Below are 24597 nucleotides of genomic sequence, written 5' to 3'. Positions count from 1 at the left end.
CGCCGGAGTTTCCCCCGCATGCGCCGCCGTTACGCGGCACCGCTAACCACCGGCCGTCGCCCCGCCGTTCATCACCACGCAAATTATAAGCTGGCCCGTCATTGTGTGCCGGCCGGGAGTGATATATGACCAAGCCTTACGACCCCTTGCAGGCCATCGCCGTCCAGGCGGACAAGATGATGCTGTGCGTGCTGTGGGCGCTGCAACTGTTTTCGCTGGCGCTGGCCGGCCTCAACGACACCTGGATGCTGGCGCTGCTGATCGGCCTGCCGGCGGCCGGCCTGCCCAGCGTGCTGCACTACACGGCGCCCGGCGCGGTGCTGACGCGCTGCGTGGTGGCGGTGTCGGTGATGGTGTTCGCGGCGCTGAACATCCACCAGGCGGCCGCGCTGACCGAGCTGCACTTCGGCATCTTCGTCTACCTGGCGTTTCTGCTGGCCTACCGCGACTGGAAGCCGATCGTGGTGGCGGCCGCCGTGATCGCCGTGCATCACCTGAGCTTCCACTATCTGCAGGAATGGGGCTATGGCGTGATGTGTTTCACGCGGCCGCAGTTGTCCACCGTGTTCATCCACGCGGCCTACGTGGTGGTGGAATCGGCGGTGCTGATCTTTTTGGCCACCGTGCTGCGCCGCGCCGCCATCCAGGCCGGCGAGCTGGAAAGCATCGTCTCGGCGCTGGCGGCGATCGAGGGCCGCATCGACCTGTCCGCCACCGAGGCCAGGCCGCGCAGCCGGCTGGCGCGCTCGCTGGTGGCAATGCTGGTAACCATGCGCGACACCATCGCCGGCGTGCGCGACGGCGCGCACACGATTGCCGGCGCCTCCGGCGAAATCGCGCAAGGCAACGCCGAGCTGTCGCGCCGCACCGAGCGCCAGGCCGGCAGCATCGAGCAGACGGCGGCGTCGATGGCGCGCCTGGCCGCCACCGTGCGCGCCAACAACGAAAGCGCGCGCCAGGCCAACGAGCTGGCGCAGAGCGCCTCCTCCATCGCGGCCAAGGGCGGCGAGGCGGTGCGGCAGGTAGTCGACACCATGGGCGCCATCAACGCCTCGTCGCGGCAGATCGTGGACATCATCTCGGTGATCGACGGCATCGCCTTCCAGACCAACATCCTGGCCTTGAACGCGGCGGTGGAAGCGGCGCGCGCGGGCGAGCAGGGCAGGGGCTTCGCGGTGGTGGCGTCCGAAGTGCGCAGCCTGGCGCACCGCTCGGCCGCGGCCGCCAAGGAGATCAAGGAACTGATCGGCAACACGGTGCAGACGGTGGAGGGCGGCAGCAAGCTGGTGGACGAAGCCGGCGCCACCATGCTGGAAGTGGTGGACAGCGTGCAGCGCGTGACCGCCATCATGGGCGAGATGAGCAACGCCAACCAGGAGCAGAACGAAGGCATCGAACGCATCAACAGCGCCATCGTCGAGTTTGATGAGACCACGCAGCAGAATTCGGCTTTGGTCGAGGAGGACGCGGCGGCGGCCGACGCCATGGCGCAGGAAGCGCAGCACCTGGCGCGGCTGGTGGCGGCCTTCAAGCTGGACGCGGGCGGCGTCGATACCAGCGCTTCGGCCCGTCGCCTCGCGCATACCAGCCATTGATTCGACTGAACGCGGTTGCTTTCGCCTGCAGGACGCTCGCCCTGCAGGCTGCTCCAGTCCCCTTTGCCTCCACTGGAAATGGCGCGGATAAAACGAGCAATCACCAGCGCATGGTTTGCCACTACCAGTCAACGATACGCAAGCCTTGCATGTTCCTGCCACTGCTGCTGAGCGGCTACCATTTCAAAATAGCTTCCCTGCCTTAACCAGTCGGTCAGTGTCAAACCTAGCCGCGACAGGCAGCTTGCGCCCCTTGGCGGACATCGAAGTAAATGCCTACAAGTTTCTAGAAAGTAGAAGTCTTTCGCATAGCGCTCGCGGAAACCCGTATCCCCAGGTCGTTAACTCTAAGGACTCCGCACTAAACGGAGCACTTTCGCATTCGATTTCCGCCTCACCTACAATCGGCAACCCGACCTCTTTAATGCTCTTAATATGCAAAAATCCGTATTTATAAAGCTTTATTTGGAACAGATTTTGTGCAGTGGGAGGCTCGTCACCAATCCACAGAGGTACACCAGCTATAAATACCCGGCTATTCTTCAAGCCATTTTTTAGCATTGCTCCCACTACGCAACCAACACCGTATTGGCCATTCGACAGAGGAATGGGCCAAAATTGTCCACGAATCAGATGGGTTGTTGATTTAGGAATAAATGGATACATCACTTGAATTTTTTCTTTTGAAGTTTGACTTGCCCGACGAATGACCGCAACTTGCCGTTATGCGCCGCAGTTACCTGTAACCAAACTGTGTTTACGATCCACGCCGCGTATCGCATCAATATGACCTCAGAACGCAGCAGAATGATCACCTCGTCCGGTTTCAGCTAGGTCGAGAAAAATTGTAATCCCCCGCTTTCAACGCCTCACGCCAGTGCTTTAATAGTCTACGATGCAATCGCATCTAAGCCATAATTCAGTGTGCCGCATGGTCGGCGCGCTAGCGCGTCCGAGTTAATGAAATGGTTGGGCTCGTTTGTCAATTTCGGCTTACCCAGCTTTACTTTTTCGGTCAATAAGGAAGGCTTTCATTGTTGCACCATTAAAGCGTACAAAGGCTTCAACAATTTCGCGCGAACGTTTTGCGAAATCGTCGGAGGTCATGTTCTTTGCCGTGTAATTGAATTTGACAAATTTTCCAAGCCCAGCCGACATTAAGATCATGTGGGCGTCGTCCTGATCGCTGCCATCTGGAAGAGTGAGCTTTGACGCAAGGATTTTCATCTTTGCTTCAGCTACCTTTTCATCCGTGCCGATCGAAGGTGCCTCTGGACCAAGGCAAATAGAGCCATGCGCCACCACCAACAAAGGCGAAAGCAATTAACAGAGTCCCGAACAGCAATCGAGTTTGTAGCACATGCGTGAGCGCGTAGAACGCTAGTAAGCCGGAGTTGATGAGCATCGAGAGAACATACGCCGATTTTTTAAAATTTTCCGTCATGTCATCTCAGTTTCAATGTCCGGTATTGGCCGATTTCGGTCCGCGTGTTATTTACGAAGACCTTTATCCTTCATCATAAAAGACAAAAACACGAGAGCTGTCGGCCTTAACTCGAACACCATCAACAACGCGTTCATCGTTCGATGGAAGGAATTCCTTAAGGCCGCCTTTGCCGTTGACCATACCACCATTTCCATACACTGCCTCTTGCAACAGAGATACCGCGAAGTCGTACATTGCTCGACGCGTTGAAAAACTCAGGCAGATGTCCTTGTTAGCGACGTTGACAGACGCCGACAGAAAGTGATGTATGCCATTCGCCACCTCTGGCGAACCGATTTCATCACCGTCAGGCGTGACCGTAATCGTCTTGGGTAGTTGGTTCTTAATACTCATTTTTAGCGTTGTCTATCATCGACTTCGTTTTCCTGACAGGCCGCTTCTGGCCGCTGTCAGCCTGTCATGGTGAGTCATCAAAGCCGTATCGAAGCTTTAACAACGCCATCAATCCTACTAAGAGGGCCGATATGACTAACCCTGATAGGCCCCATGCCGACAGCCTTCGCTGAGTAGCATGCCAAGCGGTTGCAATGAAGGCGCAAGCACCGAAAATCTGCATTAAAACGATAGTGGTTTTAATTTCTGTTTTTGCGTAATCATATCCGCATGCCAGCTCTTTGCCTCCTGGATTTATAGGCGAGCACCAATATGACTCTGGGATACACAGGCCAGCCAGTAGCAGCAACAGCGGCGTCCACGCCAAAGCACTTCGATACATAATCAACTTCCATTTTTCTGAACGACTGCAATTGGCCGGGAGCGTTCATCGGCAGGTGGCAGTCTTTCTTAGCTGGCCTAGATCTCACATCAATTGCACTGCGTTGCAATTTCGTGGAGTTGCGTTCTCATGATAGAGATCCGCCAGATACTCACAAAGCTCATCTTCGACAACATTCCGGGGCACGATAAAATCCGCTGGTCGGCGCTTTCCGTCTGTCCCGAGGTAATAAGCTCGCCAAGCCCCGCATGAGCCACTCACGGCGATGAGTGTTCCAAAAATGTTAAACTTTAGCTCTCTCATGGGCAGTCTCTCATTTCCGTGCTTGTTCGCTTCTGACCGGATGCTGTCCCGCTCAGGATAGCAGTTTGCTTATTGGAAAGGTTCACAGATTGTTGCACGGAGCTTGCTGCTTAAGCGTCCGTCCGAAGATTAAACCTGTACCGAGGCCGCAATGAGGTGGGAATTTAAGAGTTTTTCTGGCTGAAAAACTGCTGTCCTTGATACAACTGTCGGTTTCCGCCCGCTCGCCGTCGCTCCGTCATTCCCGCGAAAGCGGGAATTCATACTTTGCTGGCATACCGCTGTTCTATGGATTCCGGCGTGCGCCGGAATGACGGCGAAGGCGCAAACTGGCGGTTTGGAGTAAGGACCTTTGGCCGCCTTGGGGATTTTTGCAATTGCGTCCGGCAGGGGCGTCGGACGCGGGGGAGAGTTACTTCTTGTAGCGCGGTTCGGTGCGGCCGGTGACGTCCATCGGGATCGCCAGCAGTTTGCCGCTGAGCGGATATTGTTCCAGCTCCGCCGCCGGGCGGGCGCCGGCGCTGGTGACGTACAGTGTGCGCAGATCCGGGCCGCCGAAGGCTGGCATGGTCGGGCAGCGCACTGGCAGCTTGATCTCGCCCAGCAGCTCGCCGGTCGGCGACAGCTTGACGATGCGCGCGCCTTCAAACATCGCCACCCAGTAGTTGCCTTCGCTGTCGACCGCGGCGCCGTCCGGACGGCCGCCGTAGTTGTTCTCCTTGTCGGCCGAGAACTGGTGCAGCGTCTGCTGGTTGCTGACGGTGCCGGTGGCCACGTCGTAGTCGTAGCGGTAGACGCGGTGGGCGGCGGTGTCGGCGTGGTACATGGTCTTCTGGTCCGGGCTGAAGCCCAGGCCATTGGAGTTGGTCATACCGCCCGACCAGGCCTGGCGCAGCGTGCCCTGTTCCAGCACGTACATCTCGGCGGCCGGCTTGTCGCGCGGTTCGTAGATGGTGCCGACCCAGAAGCGGCCGGCCGGGTCGACGTGGCCGTCGTTGAAGCGGGTGATCTTCTGGTCGTAGGGCGCGGCGGCGATGTCGGTCAGCTTGACCTCGTCGCTGTCGGTGTCCAGGTGCGCGAAGCCGCTGCGCATGGCGACAATCAGGCCGCCGGCGTCGCTGATGGCCAGCGTGGCCGGTTCGCTGGCCAGTTTCCATGAGCGGTGCGCGCCGCTGGCCGGGTCCAGCCGGTGCACGGTGAAGGCGGGGATGTCGACCCAGTACAGGGCTTGTTCTTCGGGATGCCACAGCGGGCATTCGCCGGTTTGCATCACTGCGTCGTAAGCTACTTTGATGTTCATATGTGTTGGGCTCAAGCCGTCATGCTGCCCGTGCGGAGTACTGCGCACTCGGCATGGGCCCCGGCATTTGCCGGGGCGACGTTGGTTAAATGTGTTGGGCTGCCTTCGCCATGAAGATCAGGCCATTGGTCGAGCTGTCGTGACGTTCCGGTTTCACTTCGCCGGTCAGTTCCGACTGGATGTTTTTGGCCAGCACCTTGCCCAGCTCCACGCCCCACTGGTCAAAGCTGTTGACGTCCCAGATCACGCCCTGCACAAAGGTCTTGTGCTCGTACAGCGCGATCAAGGCGCCCAGCGCGCCCGGCGTCAACTGGTCCATCAGGATGGTGTTGGACGGACGATTGCCGGGGAAGGTCTTGTGCGGCACCAGTTCGTCGATCTGCTCCGGCGTCAGGTTCTGGCCGGCCAGGTCGGCGCGTACCTCGTCCGCGGTTTTGCCCTTCATGAAGGCTTCCGACTGCGCGAAGCAGTTGGCCAGCAGCGCGTCGTGATGGCCTGCCAGATCGTGCGTGGCGCGCAGCGCGGCGATGAAGTCGATCGGCGTGACGTCGGTGCCCTGGTGCAGCAGCTGGAAGTACGCGTGCTGCGCGTTGGTGCCGCATTCGCCCCATACCACCGGGCAGGTGACGGTGTCCACCTCGGCGCCGTTGCGCGTCACGCGCTTGCCGTTGGATTCCATGTCCAGTTGCTGCAGATAGGCCGGGAAGCGGTTCAGGTCCTGGTGGTACGGCGCGATCGACAGTGAGGTGGCGTCGAGGAATTGGCGGTTCCAGAAGCCGACCATGGCCAGCAGCACCGGCATGTTCTGCTCCAGCGGCGCCTCGCGGAAGTGTTCGTCCATCGCGTGGGCGCCGGCCAGGAAGTCGGCGAAGTAGCCAAAGCCCACCGCCAGCGCCACCGACAGGCCGATCGCCGACCATACGGAGTAGCGGCCGCCCACCCAGTCCCAGAACGGGAACATGTTGGCGGTGTCGATGCCGAATTCCGCCACGGCCTTGGTGTTGGTGGACACGGCCACGAAGTGCTTGGCCAGGTGCTCGGTCGTGCCGCCGTGTTGCAGGAACCAGGTGCGCGCGGTGCCGGCGTTGAGCATGGTCTCGGCGGTGGTGAAGGTCTTCGAGGCGATGATGAACAACGTCGTTTCAGGATTGACCTGCGCCAGCGCGGCGTCCATGTCATGGCCGTCGACGTTGGAGACGAAGTGCATCTTCAGGCGCGGATGCGCGTACGAGCGCAGCGCCAGCACGGCCATCTTTGGCCCCAGGTCCGAGCCGCCGATGCCGATGTTGACCACATCGGTGATCTGCTTGCCGCTGTAGCCCAGCCACTGGCCATTGCGCACGCGGTCGGTGAATTCCTTGACGTGGTCGAGCACCGCGTGGACGTCGGCGTTGACGTCCTGGCCGTCGACGACCAGCGCTTTGCCGCGCGGCATACGCAATGCGGTGTGCAGTACCGCGCGTTGTTCGGTAAGATTGATCTTCTCGCCACGCAGCATGGCGTCGCGCTGTGCTTCCACGCCGCGTTCGCGGGCCAGGTCGAGCAGCAGGCCGACGGTGGTGGCGTCCAGCCGGTTCTTGGAATAGTCCAGGAACAGGCCGGCCGCGTCGACGGTCAGCTTGGGAAAACGCTGGGCGTCGCTGGCGAACAACTGGCGCAGGGTCCAGTGCTTGGCGTCGACGGCGTGGGAGGCCAGGGCTTGGAAGCTGGCGGTGGTGGTGAGTGCAGGCTGGCGCATAATGTTGGCAGATGTGGAAGGATGATCGAATGATACAGGAAAAACAGGTAAATTCACTACGGTTTGGCTATCGCGCCCCCATATTTACCTTGGCAAAAGGACTGGTGTAACCATGTTACGGATCGCCAGCCAACGCCAGCCCGTATATATAAGAAAAGCCGGTGGGCTTCTCAATTTTGTAGTAAAATTTCACGGAATCCATTCATAAGGAACGATCATGGCGTTGCATCCAGTCCTGGAAACTGTCACCAACCGCATTATTCAGCGCAGCAAACCATCGCGCGGCGCTTACCTGGCCCATCTCGAAGCGGCCCGCGTCAAGGGGCCGCAGCGCGGCACGCTGGCCTGTACCAACCTGGCGCACGGCTTTGCCGCCTTCCCCGCCAACGACAAGCTGGTGCTGAAAGAGATCAAGAAGCCGTCGGTGGCAATCGTCTCGGCATACAACGACATGCTGTCGGCGCACCAGCCGTTCGAGCGCTTCCCTGACATTATCAAACAAGCGGTGCGCGAAGTCGGCGCGGTGGCGCAGTTTGCCGGCGGCACGCCCGCCATGTGCGACGGCGTCACCCAGGGCCAGCTGGGCATGGAGCTGTCGCTGTTCTCGCGCGACGCCATCGCCATGGCCGCCGCCATCGCGCTGTCGCACAATATGTTCGACTCGGCGCTGTACCTGGGCGTGTGCGACAAGATCGTGCCGGGCCTGCTGATCGGCGCGCTGCATTTCGGCCACCTGCCTGCGGTGTTCGTGCCGGCCGGCCCGATGACCACCGGCCTGTCGAATTCCGAAAAAGCCAAGATCCGCCAGCTGTACGCGCAAGGCAAGGTTGGCCGTGCCGAGCTGCTGGAGGGCGAGTCGCAGTCCTACCACGGCGCCGGCACCTGCACCTTCTACGGCACCGCCAACTCCAACCAGATGCTGATGGAAGTCATGGGCCTGCACCTGCCGGGCGCCGCCTTCATCACGCCGAACACGCCGCTGCGCGATGAGCTGACCAAGGCCGCCGCCCAGCGCGCCGCCGTCATCACCGACCAGGGCAGCGAATACATCCCGGTCGGCCATGTGGTCGACGAGAAGGCCATTGTCAACGCCATCGTCGCGCTGCTGGCCACCGGCGGCTCCACCAACCACACGCTGCACCTGCCGGCCATCGCCAAGGCGGCCGGCATCGTGATCGACTGGAACGATTTCGACGAGCTGTCGAAAGTGGTGCCGCTGCTGTGCCGCATCTACCCGAACGGCGAGGCGGACGTCAACCACTTCCACGCCGCCGGCAGCACCGGCTTCGTCATCCGCGAACTGCTGGACGCGGGCCTGCTGCACGACGACGTCACCACCATCCTGGGCAAGGGCCTGCGCAAGCACTGCGCGGAGCCGTTCCTGGGCGAGGGCGACAAGGGCGTTGTGTTCAAGGATTCGCCGGCCGAATCGGGCGACGAGAAGGTGCTGCGCAAGCACGACAACCCGTTCTCGCCGGACGGCGGCATGGTGCTGGTGCAGGGTAACCTGGGCCGCGCGGTGATGAAGGTGTCGGCCGTCAAGCCGCAGCACCGCACCGTGGAAGCGCCGGCGCTGGTGTTCAATTCGCAGGAAGACTTCATGGACGCGTACAAGGCCGGTCAGCTGGACCGCGACTTCGTGGCCGTGATCCGCTTCCAGGGCCCGCGCGCCAACGGCATGCCGGAACTGCACGCGCTGACCCCGGCGCTGGCCAACCTGCAGGACGCCGGCCGCAAGGTGGCGCTGGTGACCGATGGCCGCATGTCCGGCGCCTCGGGCAAGGTGCCGGCGGCCATCCACGTGTCGCCGGAGATCCTGGCTGGCGGTCCGCTGGGCCTGGTGCGCGACGGCGACATCATCAAGGTCTGCGCCGAAACCGGCACGCTGGAGGCGCTGGTGGATTCGGCCGTGTGGCACGCGCGCTCGCTGGCGCACGCCGACATGTCGGTCAACCACGTGGGCATGGGCCGCGAGCTGTTCTCGATGTTCCGCAGCACCGTGTGCGAGGCCGAGAAGGGCGCCACCACGTTCCCGTTGCCGTCGCCGATTCCCACCACGGTGGGCCTGCACGACAAAGAGCCGGTCGGTAATACCGTGCCGGGTTCCGATGAAGATTTCTCGACCAAGAAAGATGCCTGATATGACCCTGTCTCTGCTCGACATTATGCGTACTTCGGCCGTGATCCCGGTGATCGCGATTGACGAACCTGAACACGCCGTGCCGCTGGCGAAAGCGCTGGTGGCCGGCGGCATCCGCGTACTGGAAGTCACGCTGCGCACCAAGCATGGCCTGGGCGCGATCAAGGCGATGACCGAAGTGGAAGGCGCCATCGTCGGCGTCGGCACGCTGACGCAGCCGGAGGAGTTTGTCGCCGCGCGCGACGCCGGCGCGGTGTTTGGCGTGTCGCCGGGCCTGACGCCGGCGCTGATCGCCGCCGCCAAGAGCAGCGGCCTGCCGCTGCTGCCGGGCGTGATGACGCCGTCGGAAGTGATGGTGGCGCGTGAACAGGGCTTCAAGCAACTGAAGCTGTTCCCGGCGGTGCCGGCGGGCGGCGTCGGCATGCTGAACGGGATTTACGGCCCGCTGCCGGACGTCACCTTCTGCCCGACCGGCGGCATCTCGCAAGAGACGGCGTCGCAGTTCCTGGCGCTGAAGAACGTCGCCTGCGTGGGCGGCTCGTGGCTGACGCCGAAAGACGCCATCGCCGCCGGCGACTGGGGCCGCATCACCGACCTGGCCAAAGCCGCCAGCGGCCTGCGGGTGTAATCCGCAGGCCGGCCCACGCCAGCCCGCAAGGCGGCGCGGCCGGGCCGGACAGGAAATACCGCACGCGCCTGCGGGCGCATTGTAAGCCGGGCTTAAGCTCCCGGCTTTTTTCTCGTGCTACCTTCGCGTTCAACACGGAGGATGCGCAGATGCAGTCATACAGTATTCAGACTTCCCACGGCAGGATCGCGGTGGAGGAGAGCGGCCAGGGCGCGGTGGCGCTCTTGATGATTCACGGGAATTCCTCGTCCAGCGAGGTATTCCGCCCGCAGTTTCAGTCTCCTTTGCCGGATGGCTGGCGGCTGATCGCCATCGACTTGCCGGGCCATGGCAAGTCCGATAACGCGCTCGATCCGGCGCGCACCTACACCCGGCCCGGCTTCGGCGACGCTGTCGTCGAGGTGATTCACAAGCTGGCGCTGGAGCGGCCGGTGATCTTCGGCTGGTCGCTGGGCGGCCATATCGCGCTGGAGGTGATGGCGCGTCTGCCGGAACTGCGCGGCGTGGCGATTTGCGGTACGCCGCCGGTAGGCACGGTAATGTCGGAGGGCTTCCGCCCGTCGCCGGGCATGAAGTACGGCTCGCAGCAGCACCTGTCGGCAGACGACGTGAATGCCTTCGGCGAAAAAATCTTCGGCGCCTCCTTCAACCCGCAGTTGCGGGTAGCGCTGGCGCGCGCAGACGGCCTGGCGCGCAAAACCATGTTTGAAGCCGCGCGCGCCGGCGCCGGCGTCGACCAGCGCTGGGTGGTCGAGCACATTGATACGCCGCTGGCCGTCATCAACGGCGCCGACGACAGCATTGTCAATCTCGACTACATCGACTGCCTGCAATATGCCAATCTGTGGTCCGGTGAATGCCACCGCATTCCCGGCGCCGGCCACGCCGCCTTCCGTGAACGCCCCGGCGCCTTCAACGCCCTGCTGGCCCAGTTCCTGGCCGACCTGCGTGGTCGTCAGGAGATTGATCGGGTGAGGTGATCGCGCAGCCATGGGTGGACTGCTTGGCGCGCGGTGGGAGCGTTCGTGCCTGAGCATGACCAGCGCGTAGCCGGGAATGGCGACCGGCGTCGCCGGCTTTGCGGCGCATCTGGATCAGCCACCCAGCTTGTTGTACAGCGTGCCGGGCCAGCGCTGGGTGATGCGGCTGCAGTGCATCTCGAACTCGTCGCCGTCCTTGGTCCTGGTGGCGTGGAAGTGATTGATGGCGATGCGGGTGGCATCCTGCAGCGCGCCGGCTTCGGTGATCTGCTTGGGCGGCGGCTCATCCCGGATGTGCAGCAGGTACTCGACTTTTTTCGGATCGGTGTTCTGGTCGTACCAGATCTCGACCCGGATGGCGTCATCGTCATGTTCGCTCTCGGCGAAGCACCTGCCGTGTCGTTTGGTTTCAAATTTAAACCGCATCGCGCCCCTCCATTCATGCTCAGGATGAGCGTAGCACGGCCGCCGCGCGCGCGAAATATGCTTGCAAATCAGGAGTGTTGCGGCGTCAGCGCGGCTGCGCCGGGCCGGGGCAGGCCGCGCGCGTCATCGGAAAGTCGATGCGTTTCGGCGTGCCCTTGATTGTGCCCTCAATCGCGGCGCGCAACCGCGATGGCGCCTCGTAGCGGTAGATTACGCGCTGCGGAAAATCGTGGCCGGCGTTTTCAAACACCACCTCGGTCGCCGTCAGCGTGGTGGCGGTGAAGCTGTCGCCGGCCTGGCCGGACGGCTGCGCGTGGAAGATCACCGCGCCGTCGTTGGCGGTGGTGATGCGCATGAATTCATAGTTGGCCACCTTGCCGCCCTTGAGCGTGCGGCTCATGCCCATCATCGAATCGCCGGCCTGCGCGGTCCATTGTTCGACCGAGCCGGGCTCGCCGCCGTCGGCGCTCCAGCAGCCGGCCAGCCACGCCAGCTGGTCCAGCGGCGCCGCGCTGGCGCCGCCCGCCGCCAACCCGGCCAGCAGCAGTAATGTTCTACGCATGGTCATCCTCCACTTGGTTGGACAGCGGCGATCAGGTTACGGCCATTGCGCTTGGCCTGGTAAAGCGCGCGGTCAGCGGCGCCGATCAGCGCTTCGATTTCCACCGGCGCGCCGGCCTTCTGCGTGGCGATGCCGATGCTGACCGTGACCAGTTGCGACGGGTCGGTGTTGCGCTCGTGCGGTATCGCCAGTTCCTGCGCCCGCGCGCGGATCGCCTCCGCCATCAGCAGGGCCTGATCGACGTCGGTCTCGGGCAGGATCATCGCAAACTCCTCGCCGCCGTAGCGCGCCATCAGGTCGCACGGGCGTTTCAGCATGCCGGCCAGCGCGGCGGCGACCTGGATCAGGCACTGGTCGCCCTTCTGGTGGCCGTAATGGTCGTTGTAGGCCTTGAAGTGATCGATGTCGATCATCAGCAGCGACAGCGGCACCGCGCCACGCTTGGCACGGCGGTGCTCCTTTTCCATCGCCACGTCGAAGTGGCGGCGGTTGGCGATGCCGGTCAGGCCGTCGGAAAACGTTTGCGAGCGCAGCACCATGGCCTGTTCGCGCAGCAGCTTCTCGCGCGCCACCGCGATGCTCACATCGCTGACCTGGATCAGGCAGTGGCGCGGCGCGCCTTCCACCGCGATCGGCGTCACCTCCACCGCCTGCTGGATGCGCTCGTCGCGCGCGTACAGCGGCAGCGGCGCCTTGTTCAGCGTCTGCGACAGCAGCGAAGGGAAGTTGTTGTACAGCGCGTAGTGGATGGCCGCGTCCAGGCGCCCGCCGCGCAGGTCCGGGCAGACGGCGAAGAATTCCTGGCCGACCACCTGCTCGTTGGCCAGCCCCGAGTGCCTGCTCATCCACGTGTTCCACAGCGCGATGCGGCGCTGGCCGTCCAGCACGATCGCGCCCAGGTTCACGGTGGAGAACACGCTTTCCAGCAGGGGCAGGCGCAAGGCGTTCATGCTTGCCCCACGGCGCGCGCGATGTACAGGTTGATCTGGTCCTGCAGATCGTGCAGCGCCGAGATGGCCAGCACGAAGGCGACATAACCGTGGATCTGGTGCTTCTCCAGCAGGAAGTCGATGTGCAGCATCAGCACCACGGTATCCGCCTGGCTGCCGGCGGTGGTGGCGCTCAGAATCTGGTCGCTGGTGCCCACGTGGTATTGCGGCAGCGATCCTTGCAGCTCGCGCTGAAAGATATTGGCCAGCGTGCCGACGCAGGAGTTGAGCATGATGTTGCCGATCTCGCACATGGCTTCCTGCTCCATCTCGGTCAGCTCCTTCAGCGGCACCGCCTCGCCCACCATCAGGCGCACGATCTCCAGGCTTTTATCTTCCGGGAACATGAGAATGGCTTCGGTCTCGAAGGCGCCGGCGTAGTGCTGGCTGACGCCGCAGATGCGTTCCGGCCCGCTGTCGCCGCCGCCCAGCAGCCGCGCCGCCTCGGCGCGCGGCACGAAGCTGATCGACGGCACCGACATGCGCACCGCCTCGTTGACGATGGCGCTCATCGACGCCGCCGCGTGGCCGACGCCGATGTTGAAGATCTCGATCAGCGCATCGTTTTCGAGTTCGGTGAGGACCAACATGGTTACGCCGCTTCCAGCGTGGCCACCAGTTGGGCGATGCGCGCCTCGGTGATGGGCTTTTCGACGAAGCCGATGCCCATGGCGGTGGCGCGCTCGCGCGTGGCCGTCTGCACGTTGGCGGTCAGCAGCGAGATCGGCACGGCCGGGAATTCCTGGCGCAGCTGTTCGGCGGCGGCGATGCCGCCCATGCCGGGCATGTTGACGTCCATGAGGATCAGGTCGGGCGGGGTGTGGCGCGCCTTGACCAGCGACTCCTCGCCGGTGGCCGCTTCCTCCACCACCCAGTGGGCGCGCAGGCTGTTCAGATACTGCCGCGCCATCATGCGCGAGACACGGCTGTCGTCGACTATCAGAACAGTTTTGCTGCTGGTCATGGTCTCGCCCCCGTCGGTCTTTTTACCCATTCTCGCATATCCCGTGGCCTTTCTGATCACGGTTGTTGCTTTGGTTGTACGGTTATTCGCTAAAAATCGGGGTGGTAAAATAGCGTTATCCGATTTCCCCATCTCTTAAGTATTTATCATGACCCAAGACGAACTGAAACAAGCCGTAGCCCGCTCCGCCATCGACTACGTGGTGAAACACGAGATCATCGGCGTGGGCACCGGCTCCACCGCCAACTTCTTCATCGACGAGCTGGCCAAGATCAAGGGCGACATCAAGGGCGCCGTGGCGTCGTCGGAAGCCACGGCGGCGCGCCTGCGCGGCCATGGCATCGAGGTGTTCGACCTGAACGATGTGGCGGACATCGCCGTGTACATCGACGGTGCTGATGAAATTGACAACAGCGGCGCCATGATCAAGGGCGGCGGCGCGGCGCTCACGCGCGAGAAGATCGTGGCCTCGGTGGCCAGGCAGTTCGTCTGCATCGCCGACGGTTCCAAGCTGGTGGACGTGATGGGCAAGTTCCCGCTGCCGGTGGAGGTGATTCCGATGGCGCGCGCGTCGGTGGCGCGTCAACTGGAAAAGCTGGGCGGTACGCCGAAGCTGCGCCTGAAGCCGGGCACGGACGAGGCGTTTGTGACCGATAATGGCGGCTATCTGCTGGATGTGGCGGGATTGTCGATTACCGATCCGAAGGCGCTGGAGGCGCAGATCAACCAGATCGTCGGCGTGATCGCGGTGGGCTTGTTCGCGGCGCGCGGCGCCGATGTGTGCCTGCTGGGGACCGCGGAAGGTGTGAAGACGTTGAAGTTTTGATAGCAGACCCGCACTGCCCGGCGGGGTCTGACCCCGTACGGGGTCAGACCCCTAAGTGGTCGCGCTGGCGCCGCCACTCAGGGATGCGGGGTAAAGTGGCTTACGCCGCCGGCGGCACGTAACCCTGCGCCTGATCGGCGCCTTCGCCGAAGAAGTGTTTCTCCATCTGCGTCGCCAGGTATTTGCGGGCGCGCTGGTCGGCCAGGTTCAGGCGGTTTTCGTTGACCAGCATGGTCTGGTGCTTGAGCCACGCGGCCCAGGCTTCCTTCGATACCTGCTCGTAAATCTTCTTACCCAGTTCACCCGGATACGGCGGGAAGTCCAAGCCCTCGGCTTCCTTGTTGAGTTTAATGCATTGAACGGTGCGGGCCATGTGGGTTGCTCCTAAAGCGATCTGTAAAAACGTGATTATAAGGTTTTAATCAAAACCTGGGATTTGCGCTGCCAGTTATACATGCGCTGGCGGTCCTTGGGCAGGGCGTCCACCGTGGCCGGGTGGAAGCCGCGCTTGATGAACCAGTGCGCCGTGCGGGTGGTCAGCACGAACAGCTTGTGCACGCCCATGGCGCGCGCGCGGTTTTCCATGTGCTTGAGGATGCGGTCGCCGTCGCCCTGGCCCTGCACTTCCGGGTTGACGGTCAGGCATGCCATTTCAGCCATTTTCTGTTCCGGGAACGGGTACAGCGCGGCGCAGCCGAAGATCACACCATCGTGCTCGATGACCGAGAACATCTCGATTTCGCGCTCGATCAGCTCGCGGCCGCGCTTGACCAGCGTGCCGTCGGCTTCGAGCGGTTCGATCAGCTTGATAATCCCGCCCACGTCCTCAATTGTGGCGGGACGCAGCGATTCCAGGTTCTCGTGCGAGATCATGGTGCCCACGCCGTCGTGGGTGAACAGTTCCAGCAGCGCCGAGCCGTCCATGTCGAACGAGACGATGTGCGAGCGTTCGACGCCGTTGTCGCAGGCCTTGATGCAATGCTTGAGGTAGAAGGCGGTGGCGTCCGGCAGGAAGCCGGCCTGCAGCACGGCTTCGGCCTGGTGCGACGACAGTTCGCGGATTTCGGCGCCGGCGGCGTCGGTCATCAGCGGCGTTTCGGTGATGAAGATCAGTTTGTCCGCGTGCAGGGCGATGGCGGCGCTGCAGGCCACGTCCTCCATGGTCAGGTTGAACGCCTCGCCGGTGGGCGAGAAGCCCAGCGGCGACAGCAGCACCAGGCCGTCCGAGCCGAGGATGGAGTGGATGGTTTCGGCGTCCACCTTGCGGGTGACGCCGGTCAGTTCCAGGTCCACGCCGTTGATCACGCCGAGCGGCTTGGCGGTGATGAAGTTGCCGGAAATGATACGGATGGCGGCGTTGGACATCGGCGTGTTCGGCAAGCCCTGGCTGAACGCGGCCTCGATGTCGAGGCGCAGTTCGCCGGCGGCTTCCTTGGCGCACTCCATGGCGGCGGTGTCGGTGATCCGCACGCCGTTGTGGAAGCGGCCTTCGACGTTACGCAGGGCCAGTTGTTCGGCCACCTGCGGCCGCGAGCCGTAGACGACGGTGACGTTGATGTCGAGCGCATGCAGCAGCGAGAGGTCGTGGGCCAGCACCGGCAGGGCGCCGGCGGCCACCAGTTCACCGGGGAAGGCAACCACGAAGGTCTTGCCACGGAAGGCGTGGATGTAGGGCGCGACGGAGCGCAGCCATTGGACGAATTGGGTAGGGTTTTCCATTAGCCGCATTATAATTCGGGGCGCGACGTCCGCGCCAAATACCTTGTAAAAAACAATGTCAGAAGCCAGCAACAAGCCAAAAAATCCGATTTCACGGCCGCAAACCGTCCGCTCCGGCGCCGCAGCGCGCCCCGTCATGCCGGCGCAGGCCGGCATCCATACAACGCCGGAGGGGATGCGTTCTATGGATGCCGGCGCTCGCCGGAATGACGGCGGGCGTGGGCGCGAGCCGAAGCCGCGTTTGACGCCCGAGCAACAGGCCGCGCGCGAGGCCGAGCGCAATTTCCGCAATCCGCTGCCGCCGATCACCTTCCCGGAAGACCTGCCGGTGTCCGGCCGCCGCCACGAAATCGCCGAGGCGCTGCAAAATAATCAAGTTATCATCGTCTCCGGTGAAACCGGTTCCGGGAAGACCACGCAGCTGCCGAAAATCTGCCTGGAGCTGGGCCGCGGCCAGACAGGCCTGATCGGCCACACGCAGCCGCGCCGGATCGCCGCGTCGTCCACCGCCAAGCGCATCGCCGCGGAACTCGGCTCGCCGCTCGGTGAACACGTGGGCTTCAAGGTGCGCTTCGCCGACACGCTGCAAAAAGGCGCGTCGGTCAAGCTGATGACCGACGGTATCCTGCTGACCGAAACGCAAAGCGATCCGCTGCTCAAGGCCTATGACACCATCATCATCGACGAGGCGCACGAGCGCAGCCTGAACATCGACTTCCTGCTCGGCTACCTGAAGCAGCTGCTGCCGCGCCGCCCCGACCTGAAGATCATCATCACCTCGGCCACCATCGACGCCGACCGCTTCGCGCGCCACTTTGGTACGCCGGAGAAGCCGGCGCCGGTGATCGAGGTGTCCGGCCGCCTGTACAAGGTGGAGGTGCGCTACCGCCCGATCGAGAGCGACGTGGTGAATCCGGCCGTGGCCAACGCCGAGGGCAAGGGCGCCCGCAGCGCCGCCGCCCGCGAAAAGCGCGACCTGATGGACGCGGTGATCGACGGTGTGGACGAGGTGGCGCGCATCGGCTCCGGCGACATCCTGGTATTCCTGCCGGGTGAGCGCGAAATCCGCGACGCCGCAGAGGCACTGCGCAAGCACCATCCGCCGCACGTGGAAATCCTGCCGCTGTTCGCCCGCCTGTCGGCCGAGGAGCAGGAGCGCGTGTTCAAACCGACCAACGCGCGCCGCATCGTCCTGTCCACCAACGTGGCCGAGACCTCGCTGACCGTGCCGGGCATCCGCTACGTGGTGGACGCCGGCCTGGCGCGCGTCAAGCGCTACAGCTACCGCAACAAGGTGGAGCAGCTGCAGATCGAGCCGATCGCGCAGTCGGCGGCCAACCAGCGCGCCGGCCGTTGCGGCCGTGTGGCCGACGGCGTCTGCATCCGCCTGTACGACGAGCAGGACTTCCTGCAGCGCCCCAGGTTCACCGAGCCGGAAATCCTGCGCTCGTCGCTAGCCTCGGTCATCCTGCGCATGAAGACCCTGCATCTGGCCGATGTGGAGAGCTTCCCGTTCATCGAGCCGCCGCTGGCGCGCGCGATCGCGGACGGCTACCAGCTGCTGCAGGAACTGGGCGCGGTCGACGAGTACAACCAGATCACACCCTTGGGCAAGAAGCTGGCCAAGCTGCCGCTGGACCCGCGCGTCGGCCGCATGATCCTGGCCGCGCTGGACAACGTGTGCCTGAACGAGGTGCTGATCATTGCGTCCGCACTGTCGGTACAGGACCCGCGCGATCGTCCGCTGGAGCACCAGCAGGCGGCCGACGAGGCGCACAAGAAGTTCGCCGACGAGAAGTCCGAATTCCTCAGTTATCTGAAGATCTGGAGGTGGTTCGAGAACGCGATTGAGCACAAGAAGACCAACCGCCAGCTGCAGGATAACTGCCGCAGCAACTTCCTGTCGCAACTGCGCCTGCGCGAGTGGCGCGACGTGCACTCGCAACTGCTCACCATCGTGAAAGAGCAGGGCTGGCGCCTGAACGAAGCGCCGGCCACCTACGAGAACCTGCATCTGGCGCTGCTCACTGGCCTGCTGGGCAACGTCGGTTTCAAGATGGAGGACGATCCGGGCTTCCTTGGCGCGCGCGGCATCAAGTTCCATATCTGGCCGGGGTCCTCGCTGAGCAAGAAGCCGGGCAAGTGGATCATGGCGGCGGAACTGGTGGACACCACGCGCCTCTACGCGCGCTGCATCGCGCAGATCCAGCCGGAGTGGCTGGAGAAGGTCGGCGGCCACCTGCTGAAAAAGTCGTGGGGCGAGCCGCGCTGGGAAAAACGTTCGGCGCAGGTGACGGCGTCCGAGCGCGCCACCTTGTACGGCCTGGTGGTGTACAGCCAGCGCCGCATCAACTACGGCATGTTCAATCCGGCAGAGGCGCGGGAGATTTTCATCCGCGAGGCCCTGGTGGGCGGCGATTACGACACCCGCGCGCCGTTCTTCGCGCACAACCACAAGCTGATTAAGGAGATCGAGAACCTGGAACACAAGTCGCGCCGCCAGGACGTGTTGGTGGACGATGAGCTGATCGCAGCCTTCTACGACAAGCTGATTCCGGCGGACGTGGTCAATGGCGCCGGCTTCGAGAAGTGGCACAAGGACGTCACCGCGCAGGAGCCGAAGCTGCTGTTCCTGAACCGCGATGAGCTGATGCGCCACGAGGCGGCCGGCGTGACCACCGACCTGTTCCCGAAGAAGATGAACGTGTCCGGCCTGGAGCTGGCGCTGACCTATCACTTCGAGCCGGGCAGCGTGCGCGATGGTGTGACGCTGGCGGTGCCGCTGTATGCGCTCAACCAGCTGTCGCGCGAGCGCTGCGAGTGGCTGGTGCCGGGCATGCTGAAGGAGAAGGTGCATCTGCTGCTGAAATCCCTGCCGCAGAAGTTGCGTCGCCATTGCGTGCCGCTGCCGGAGTATGCGGCCAAGTTCTGTGAGCGGGTGGAGGAGAAGCACGCCTTTGGCCGCGGTGAGCTGATCGACGCCATCATCGCCGACATCCGCCAGCAGATCACGGTGACGCCGCTGACCACCGACTTCAAGCCGGAGACGCTGCCGGCGCACCACTTCATGAACTTCAAGGTGATCGACGAGCACGGCCGGCAGCTGGACATGGGCCGCAACCTGGCCACGCTGCAGGCGGAATACGGCACGCAGGCGCGCGAGAGCTTCCAGAAGATGGCGGAGGCCTCCGGCCCGCAGTCCACGGTGGCCGCCCGCGCCGTCGTGCCAGCGAAAACTGTCGCACCGGCGAAGGCCGGTGCCCATGCTGAGGTGGCGGCTCCCGCAGCCAGCAACATCACCCTGACCAACCTGACTTCCTGGACCTTCGGTGAATTGCCGGAGCTGCTGGAAATCGCCCAGGGCAAACTGACGCTGATCGGCTTCCCCGCGCTGGTGGACAAAGGCACGCACTGCGACCTGGAAGTCTTCGACGACCCAACGGTGGCGGCGCGCACGCACCGCATCGGCCTGCGCCGCCTGTTCGCGTTGCAGATGAAGGACCAGATCAAGTTCATCGAAAAGAGCATCCCGAACTTGCAGCAGATGGGCATGCAGTTCATGAGCATGGGCACGCAGGAAGAACTGCGCGAGCAGATCATCAACAAGGCGCTGGACATCGCCTGCCTGCAGGACCCGCTGCCGATCGACGCCGCCACGTTCGCCAAGCGCAAGGACGAAGGTAAATCGCGCCTGGTGCTGCTGGTGAACGAGATCGCGCGTCTGCTGTCGCAGGTGCTGACCGAATTCCACGGCCTGCCCAAGCGCCTGCAAGGCTTGCCACAGCAGGCCGCGCAGGACATGCAGCAGCAACTGCAAGGACTGGTACACAAGCGCTTCCTGCAGGAGAACGAGTACAACCAGCTGGCGCACTTCCCGCGCTACCTGAAGGCGATGAACGTGCGGATTGAAAAGCTGCGCGGCGATCCGGCGCGCGACACCAAGCTGATGGCGGAGTGGCAGCAGGCCGCAGCGGCCTATCTGCGTGCAAGCCGCGACAAATCGGCAGGCAAGAACACCGATCCGAAAATGGTGGAATTCCGCTGGATGCTGGAAGAGCTGCGCGTGTCGCTGTTCGCGCAGGAGCTGCGCACGCCGATGCCGGTATCGGCCAAGCGTCTGCAGAAAGTGTGGGAGTCGATGCAGCGCTAGGCGCGGCGGCTTTCAGGTAGACTGTCGTGACAGGAGGACGTTGCGATGGCCAGGACCGGAAAGCTGCTGCGTAGTCTGATCCGCGCCGGCACGCGCACGGCCAAGCTATTCGCCGCCGTCGCGACGCCGCCCAAGCCCACGCGCCAACGCGCCAAGCCGACCGCCAAGCCTGCCGCCACCCTGATCGCCAAACCGACCGCCAAGACGGCCGCGACGCCGCGCGCCAAGCCGCGCGCCGCGCGGGCCGCCGCGTCCTCCGTGCCGCCAGCCGCTGCCATCGGGCCGGGCAAATGGCTCACCGCCCACGTGCCGACCACCGGCGGCCAGCGCATGAACTACTGGCTGTACCTGCCCAACCATCTCCCCGAGCGCGCACAAAGCAAAGGCATGCCGCTGGTCGTCATGCTACACGGCTGCCATCAGACAGCAACCCAGTTCGCGCAAGGCACGCGCATGAATCTGTGGGCGGAGAAGAAGGGCTACGCTGTCCTCTATCCACAGCAACTGACCACCATCCAGCCGCAACGCTGCTGGAAATGGTACGACCGCGCCACGCAGGAAGGCGGCGGCGACGTGCCCTCCATCCTCGCCATGATCCACAAGGTGCTGACGCACTACCCGATCGACCGTTCGCGCATCTACGTCGCTGGCATCTCGGCCGGCGCCGGCATGGCCAACATCCTGGCGCTGAATCATCCGAGACTATTCGCCGCCGTCGGCCTGCACTCAGGCCCGGTGTTCGGCGCCGGCCACAACACGTTGGGCGCGCTCGGCGTGATGAAACACGGCGCCCCCGGCTGGCGCGCCGACGTCGCCGTGCACGAACTGCTGCAACGGCAACCGCAATTTCCCGGCATGCCGGCCATCGTGCTGCAAGGCGCCGGCGACCACGTGGTCCGTCCGATCAACCAGTTGCAACTGGCGCGCCAAAGCATGCTGCTCAACCGCCTGTCCGGCGACGCGAAGGCCACGCACAAACCCAAGGGCCGCCACAACGCCCACCAGTTGCACGACTTCTACGCTGGCCGCAAGCTGATGCTGCGCGTCGCCCACATCGAACAACTCGACCACGCCTGGAGCGGCGGCGATCCCGCCTTCCCCTTCAACGCCAAGGCCGGCCCGGACGCCAGCAAAATGCTGCTGGACTTCTTCGCCCGCCATCAGCGCGCCTGATGCTCCCTCGCATTTGATGTAGCTCAGTTCCAGTCTCGCAGTTATGCCTGGTTTTGCTCGCGTTCAAAGAGCGCGGGGCGATACCGCGTACGTTAAGACATCGTCCACTAATCATGAAGGAGACTTGGAAATGTCATACGTGTATCCGAAGGCAGCAGAACTTAAGGACCAACCTGTGGTCGGTAGTCACCAGTGTGTTGCGCTGGTTCAAAAATATGCAGGAGCTCCGACAACATCGCATTGGCGACAAGGAGAGCAGGTATTGGGCAACACAATGCTCAAGCCAGGTACTGCCATCGCGACTTTCATTAATGGACGCTACGCCAGTAATCGCCATGGAAATCACGCAGCACTTTATCTCCGTCAGGGCGTCGGGGGGATATATATTGTAGACCAGTGGAAGGCCTCAAATAAAACCAAGATCTCGGTCCGTCTGATCAAGTCACAAGGTAAAGATAAAAAGGGAAATTACATCCACGTCAGCGACAACGCTGATGCGTTTTTCGTCATTGAATGAGGCAGCTATGACATCACGACTATGTGGTAAAAGCGGTGGGATGGTGAGATGCCTGATCGTCGGGATAATTGCGATGGTCGAGCAATCGGCGATTGGCCGAGCCATAACGCCTTCACTTTCGTGTCCGGATTCAATTCAAGAGAGATCCCTACAGCTCGTAGATCTGCCTGAGGGATGGGTAAGCTTTATCGGCTCACCGCTCTATCTGCATGGGGCGGCGCCGATGAGTGGCCCGCCAGAACAACTTGGGGAGCTTTCTGATTACAAGCAAAGACGTGAAAAAAATGGGTGGGTTTATACCTATGGACTGGATGGGAAATTCCCTGATGGGAAATGGTTAGTTTGCACTTATGGGGAGTCAGATCAAGTCAAGTTGTCCAGGAGATTAGATGACGATGTCCGAGCCTGTACATTTACATATCGCAAGGGTAAATATGTAGGCCAACATGAGATTATGATCAGCTGTACAAACTGATGGCAATCTTCAGGAAACGGTGCGCAGCCCTCTCATCGTGCAATGAAGGGGCCTGGTTGATGTTGGCGTCTAAAGCAGCAGGAAGGCCAGCGCCGCCACGGCGGTGGGCGCCAGCGCGCCGGCCAGCAGGCCGAGCGTGCCGATCGACTCGTCCTGAAAGCCGCGGCGCAGCAGCGCCACGCCGGCCGGGTTGGGCGCGTTGGCGATCACCGTCAGGCCGCCGCCGGTGACGGCGCCGGCCATCAGCATGTACTGCGACTGCGGCGAGATGCTGTCGATCAGCGAGCCGAGATAGGTGAGGGCGGCGTTATCGGTGATTGCCGTCAGGCTCATCGCGCCAAAGAACAGCGCCAGCGGCGACAGGCTCTCGACGATCGGCTGCAACCACCATTGCTGCATGCCGCCCAGCACCACCAGCCCGGCCAGGAAGAAGCCGACCAGCAGCCCCTCCTTGATAATCAATGGCGTCTGATAGCGCTGGTAGGCGCTGGTAAAGCCGAGGAACAGCATGAACACGCCGAGGAACAGCACCGGATGATGGCCCAGCACCACCACCGCCGCCAGAAAGCCGAGATGGACCAGCGTCACCGCCAGCGGCACCACCGGTGCCTCGCTGCCCGTGGCGCTTGCCGCCGGCCGCAGGTGCTGGCGCAGCATGACGCTGACGACGGTGGCGTTGATCAGCACCGCGATCAGCGCCTTCCAGCCAAAATGCGCGGCCATGTGAGCCGTGTCCCAATTCCAGGTGCCCGCCACCATCAGCACCGGCGGCGCCGCGTAGGAGGTCAGCAGGCCGCCGATGGAAATGTTCACGAACAGCACCCCCAACGCCGCGTACTTCAGCCATTCCGGCACGCCGTCGCGGAAGATGAGGGGCGCCAGCATCAGCGCTGCCAGCGTCATCGCGGCTGGTTCGGTGATGAGCGAGCCGGTCAGCGGCACTAGCGCCAGGCCAAACCACACCAGCGCCAGTTCGGCGCGCACCGGCAGCCTGCGCGCCCATTTCAGCAGCACGCGCTGGACGATGTCCAGCACCGGACGCGAGGCCGCCACCACCATCACCACGAACACAAACAGCGGTTCGGTGTACTGGCGCGACTCGGCGTAGGCGATGGCCGCCTGGCCGCCGTTCAGCAAGGCCAGCGCGATCATCAGGATAAAGGCCCAGAAGCCGAACACCACTTCGACCTCGCCCAGCAGGTGGAACAGGCCGGCATGGCGCGGGTGGCGGTGCGCCAGCTTTTCGAAGAACTTGGCGGCGAAGGTGTGCAGCAGCGCCAGGCCGAATAGCACGGCGCCGACTAATTGTATCGTTTGCAAAGTGTGTCCTTTGATGATCTCCCTGGTGGCATGGTACAGCAAAGGCGCGCCGCCGCGCCGCAAGCGATAACCCCAACAGATGATCCCGCGCCGGCGTGCCCGGGTTATACTGCGGTCATGAGAGCCACCCGTCCATGCCGCTTCTTCGTCATCGTGTTTGCCGTGTTCAGCATGCTGTACACGCAATGCGCGTTGGCGTCGTACGTGTGCCCGTCCACCCTCATGCCCGGCGGGGCGGCACAATCGGCGCAGATGGCGCAGATGGCCGATTGCACCGGCGTCGACAAGCAACAGCCCGGGTTGTGCCACGCCCACGGCCACAAGTTCCAGCAGTCGCTGGACAAGCCGGACCTGCCGCAAGTGGCGCCATTCCTGTCGGCCGGCCTGGTGCGCGTGGTGCTGCCCGCCGCGCCGCCGTCCTTCCATGCTGCCGCCGCGCCGCCGGCCGCCGCCCTGGCGTATCCAACCTCGCCGCCAATCGCCATCCGGCATTGCTGCTTCCGCATTTGACCATCCACGCGTTTTGATCCGCCGCCGCGCAGCAGGCGCGGCGTGTTTCTACGCCTTGTG

At 63.1% G+C, this 24597-nt stretch carries 22 protein-coding genes; 10 read left to right on the top strand and 12 right to left on the bottom strand.

Translation table 11 applies throughout. The features are described from left to right. Positions 1-125: 125 nt before the first annotated feature. Positions 126-1595, top strand: coding sequence for a methyl-accepting chemotaxis protein (locus FHW58_RS27800; protein ID WP_179673490.1), 1470 nt, complete (start codon positions 126-128; stop codon positions 1593-1595). Positions 1596-2588: 993 nt separating this feature from the next. On the opposite strand, the gene FHW58_RS12535 is transcribed toward FHW58_RS27800, so the two are convergent. From FHW58_RS12535 to pgi, 4 genes are all read right to left on the bottom strand, one after another. Then, the gene (locus FHW58_RS12535) at positions 2589-2918 is read right to left on the bottom strand and encodes a hypothetical protein (RefSeq protein WP_179673489.1); all 330 of its coding nucleotides are present in this window, start codon (positions 2916-2918) and stop codon (positions 2589-2591) included. 184 nt (positions 2919-3102) lie between these two features. Then, positions 3103-3435, bottom strand: a complete 333-nt coding sequence (locus FHW58_RS12530; RefSeq protein ID WP_179673488.1) for a hypothetical protein — start codon at positions 3433-3435, stop codon at positions 3103-3105. Positions 3436-4532: 1097 nt separating this feature from the next. After that, positions 4533-5420, bottom strand: coding sequence for an SMP-30/gluconolactonase/LRE family protein (locus FHW58_RS12525; RefSeq protein ID WP_229265303.1), 888 nt, complete (start codon positions 5418-5420; stop codon positions 4533-4535). 85 nt (positions 5421-5505) lie between these two features. Next, positions 5506-7158: a glucose-6-phosphate isomerase gene (pgi, locus tag FHW58_RS12520; RefSeq protein WP_179673487.1), complete on the bottom strand. Its 1653-nt coding sequence runs from the start codon at positions 7156-7158 to the stop codon at positions 5506-5508. A gap of 217 nt (positions 7159-7375) precedes the next feature. On the opposite strand from pgi, the gene edd reads away from it, so the two are divergent. The 3 genes from edd (at position 7376) to FHW58_RS12505 (ending at position 10906) form a co-directional block, all read left to right on the top strand. Next, positions 7376-9298, top strand: a complete 1923-nt coding sequence (edd, locus tag FHW58_RS12515; protein WP_179673486.1) for a phosphogluconate dehydratase — start codon at positions 7376-7378, stop codon at positions 9296-9298. Between the two features lies 1 nt (position 9299). Then, the gene (gene eda / locus FHW58_RS12510; RefSeq protein WP_179673485.1) at positions 9300-9926 is read left to right on the top strand and encodes a bifunctional 4-hydroxy-2-oxoglutarate aldolase/2-dehydro-3-deoxy-phosphogluconate aldolase; all 627 of its coding nucleotides are present in this window, start codon (positions 9300-9302) and stop codon (positions 9924-9926) included. A gap of 149 nt (positions 9927-10075) precedes the next feature. Further along, on the top strand, positions 10076-10906 hold the full coding sequence (locus FHW58_RS12505) for an alpha/beta fold hydrolase (RefSeq protein WP_179673484.1): 831 nt from the start codon (positions 10076-10078) through the stop codon (positions 10904-10906). Between the two features lie 114 nt (positions 10907-11020). Here the strand turns inward: FHW58_RS12505 and FHW58_RS12500 are convergent, their stop codons facing one another. The 5 genes from FHW58_RS12500 to FHW58_RS12480 all read right to left on the bottom strand — a co-directional run bounded on the left by FHW58_RS12500 (position 11021) and on the right by FHW58_RS12480 (position 13847). Next, the gene (locus FHW58_RS12500) at positions 11021-11332 is read right to left on the bottom strand and encodes a hypothetical protein (RefSeq protein WP_179673483.1); all 312 of its coding nucleotides are present in this window, start codon (positions 11330-11332) and stop codon (positions 11021-11023) included. A gap of 85 nt (positions 11333-11417) precedes the next feature. Next, complete coding sequence (locus FHW58_RS12495; RefSeq protein ID WP_179673482.1) at positions 11418-11894, bottom strand: DUF6265 family protein; 477 nt, start codon at positions 11892-11894, stop codon at positions 11418-11420. A gap of 2 nt (positions 11895-11896) precedes the next feature. Beyond that, the gene (locus tag FHW58_RS12490) at positions 11897-12844 is read right to left on the bottom strand and encodes a sensor domain-containing diguanylate cyclase (protein ID WP_179673481.1); all 948 of its coding nucleotides are present in this window, start codon (positions 12842-12844) and stop codon (positions 11897-11899) included. After that, entirely contained in the window at positions 12841-13473 is a 633-nt protein-coding gene (locus tag FHW58_RS12485) for a chemotaxis protein CheC (protein WP_179673480.1), read from the bottom strand. The genes FHW58_RS12490 and FHW58_RS12485 overlap by 4 nt, the downstream gene beginning before the upstream one ends. 2 nt (positions 13474-13475) lie before the next feature. Further along, positions 13476-13847: a response regulator gene (locus tag FHW58_RS12480; protein ID WP_179673479.1), complete on the bottom strand. Its 372-nt coding sequence runs from the start codon at positions 13845-13847 to the stop codon at positions 13476-13478. Positions 13848-13995: 148 nt separating this feature from the next. Between FHW58_RS12480 and rpiA the strand changes: the two genes are divergently transcribed. Beyond that, positions 13996-14673, top strand: coding sequence for a ribose-5-phosphate isomerase RpiA (gene rpiA / locus FHW58_RS12475; protein WP_179673478.1), 678 nt, complete (start codon positions 13996-13998; stop codon positions 14671-14673). A 100-nt stretch (positions 14674-14773) separates the two neighbouring features. Here the strand turns inward: rpiA and FHW58_RS12470 are convergent, their stop codons facing one another. After that, positions 14774-15046, bottom strand: coding sequence for an oxidative damage protection protein (locus FHW58_RS12470; protein WP_179673477.1), 273 nt, complete (start codon positions 15044-15046; stop codon positions 14774-14776). A 35-nt stretch (positions 15047-15081) separates the two neighbouring features. Beyond that, a complete protein-coding gene (gene argA / locus FHW58_RS12465) occupies positions 15082-16392 on the bottom strand; it encodes an amino-acid N-acetyltransferase (RefSeq protein WP_179673476.1) in 1311 nt (436 codons plus the stop codon). A gap of 55 nt (positions 16393-16447) precedes the next feature. Between argA and hrpA the strand changes: the two genes are divergently transcribed. The 4 genes from hrpA to FHW58_RS27935 all read left to right on the top strand — a co-directional run bounded on the left by hrpA (position 16448) and on the right by FHW58_RS27935 (position 22707). Further along, on the top strand, positions 16448-20542 hold the full coding sequence (gene hrpA / locus FHW58_RS12460; protein ID WP_179673475.1) for an ATP-dependent RNA helicase HrpA: 4095 nt from the start codon (positions 16448-16450) through the stop codon (positions 20540-20542). Positions 20543-20587: 45 nt separating this feature from the next. After that, entirely contained in the window at positions 20588-21715 is a 1128-nt protein-coding gene (locus FHW58_RS12455; protein ID WP_304506273.1) for a PHB depolymerase family esterase, read from the top strand. A 130-nt stretch (positions 21716-21845) separates the two neighbouring features. Further along, positions 21846-22232 (top strand): BPSL0067 family protein, encoded by a 387-nt coding sequence (locus tag FHW58_RS12450; RefSeq protein WP_179673474.1) that lies wholly within the window; start codon positions 21846-21848, stop codon positions 22230-22232. Beyond that, entirely contained in the window at positions 22210-22707 is a 498-nt protein-coding gene (locus tag FHW58_RS27935) for an STY0301 family protein (RefSeq protein WP_373996672.1), read from the top strand. The genes FHW58_RS12450 and FHW58_RS27935 overlap by 23 nt, the downstream gene beginning before the upstream one ends. A gap of 69 nt (positions 22708-22776) precedes the next feature. On the opposite strand, the gene FHW58_RS12445 is transcribed toward FHW58_RS27935, so the two are convergent. Next, positions 22777-24027, bottom strand: a complete 1251-nt coding sequence (locus FHW58_RS12445) for a putative Na+/H+ antiporter (RefSeq protein WP_179673473.1) — start codon at positions 24025-24027, stop codon at positions 22777-22779. Between the two features lie 117 nt (positions 24028-24144). Between FHW58_RS12445 and FHW58_RS12440 the strand changes: the two genes are divergently transcribed. Beyond that, on the top strand, positions 24145-24537 hold the full coding sequence (locus tag FHW58_RS12440; RefSeq protein WP_179673472.1) for a hypothetical protein: 393 nt from the start codon (positions 24145-24147) through the stop codon (positions 24535-24537). Positions 24538-24597: the final 60 nt, after the last annotated feature.

The sequence above is a fragment of the Duganella sp. 1224 genome (genome assembly GCF_013408245.1).
Classification (GTDB): Bacteria; Pseudomonadota; Gammaproteobacteria; order Burkholderiales; family Burkholderiaceae_D; genus Rugamonas.
This window is presented reverse-complemented; position numbering and strand designations above follow the sequence as displayed.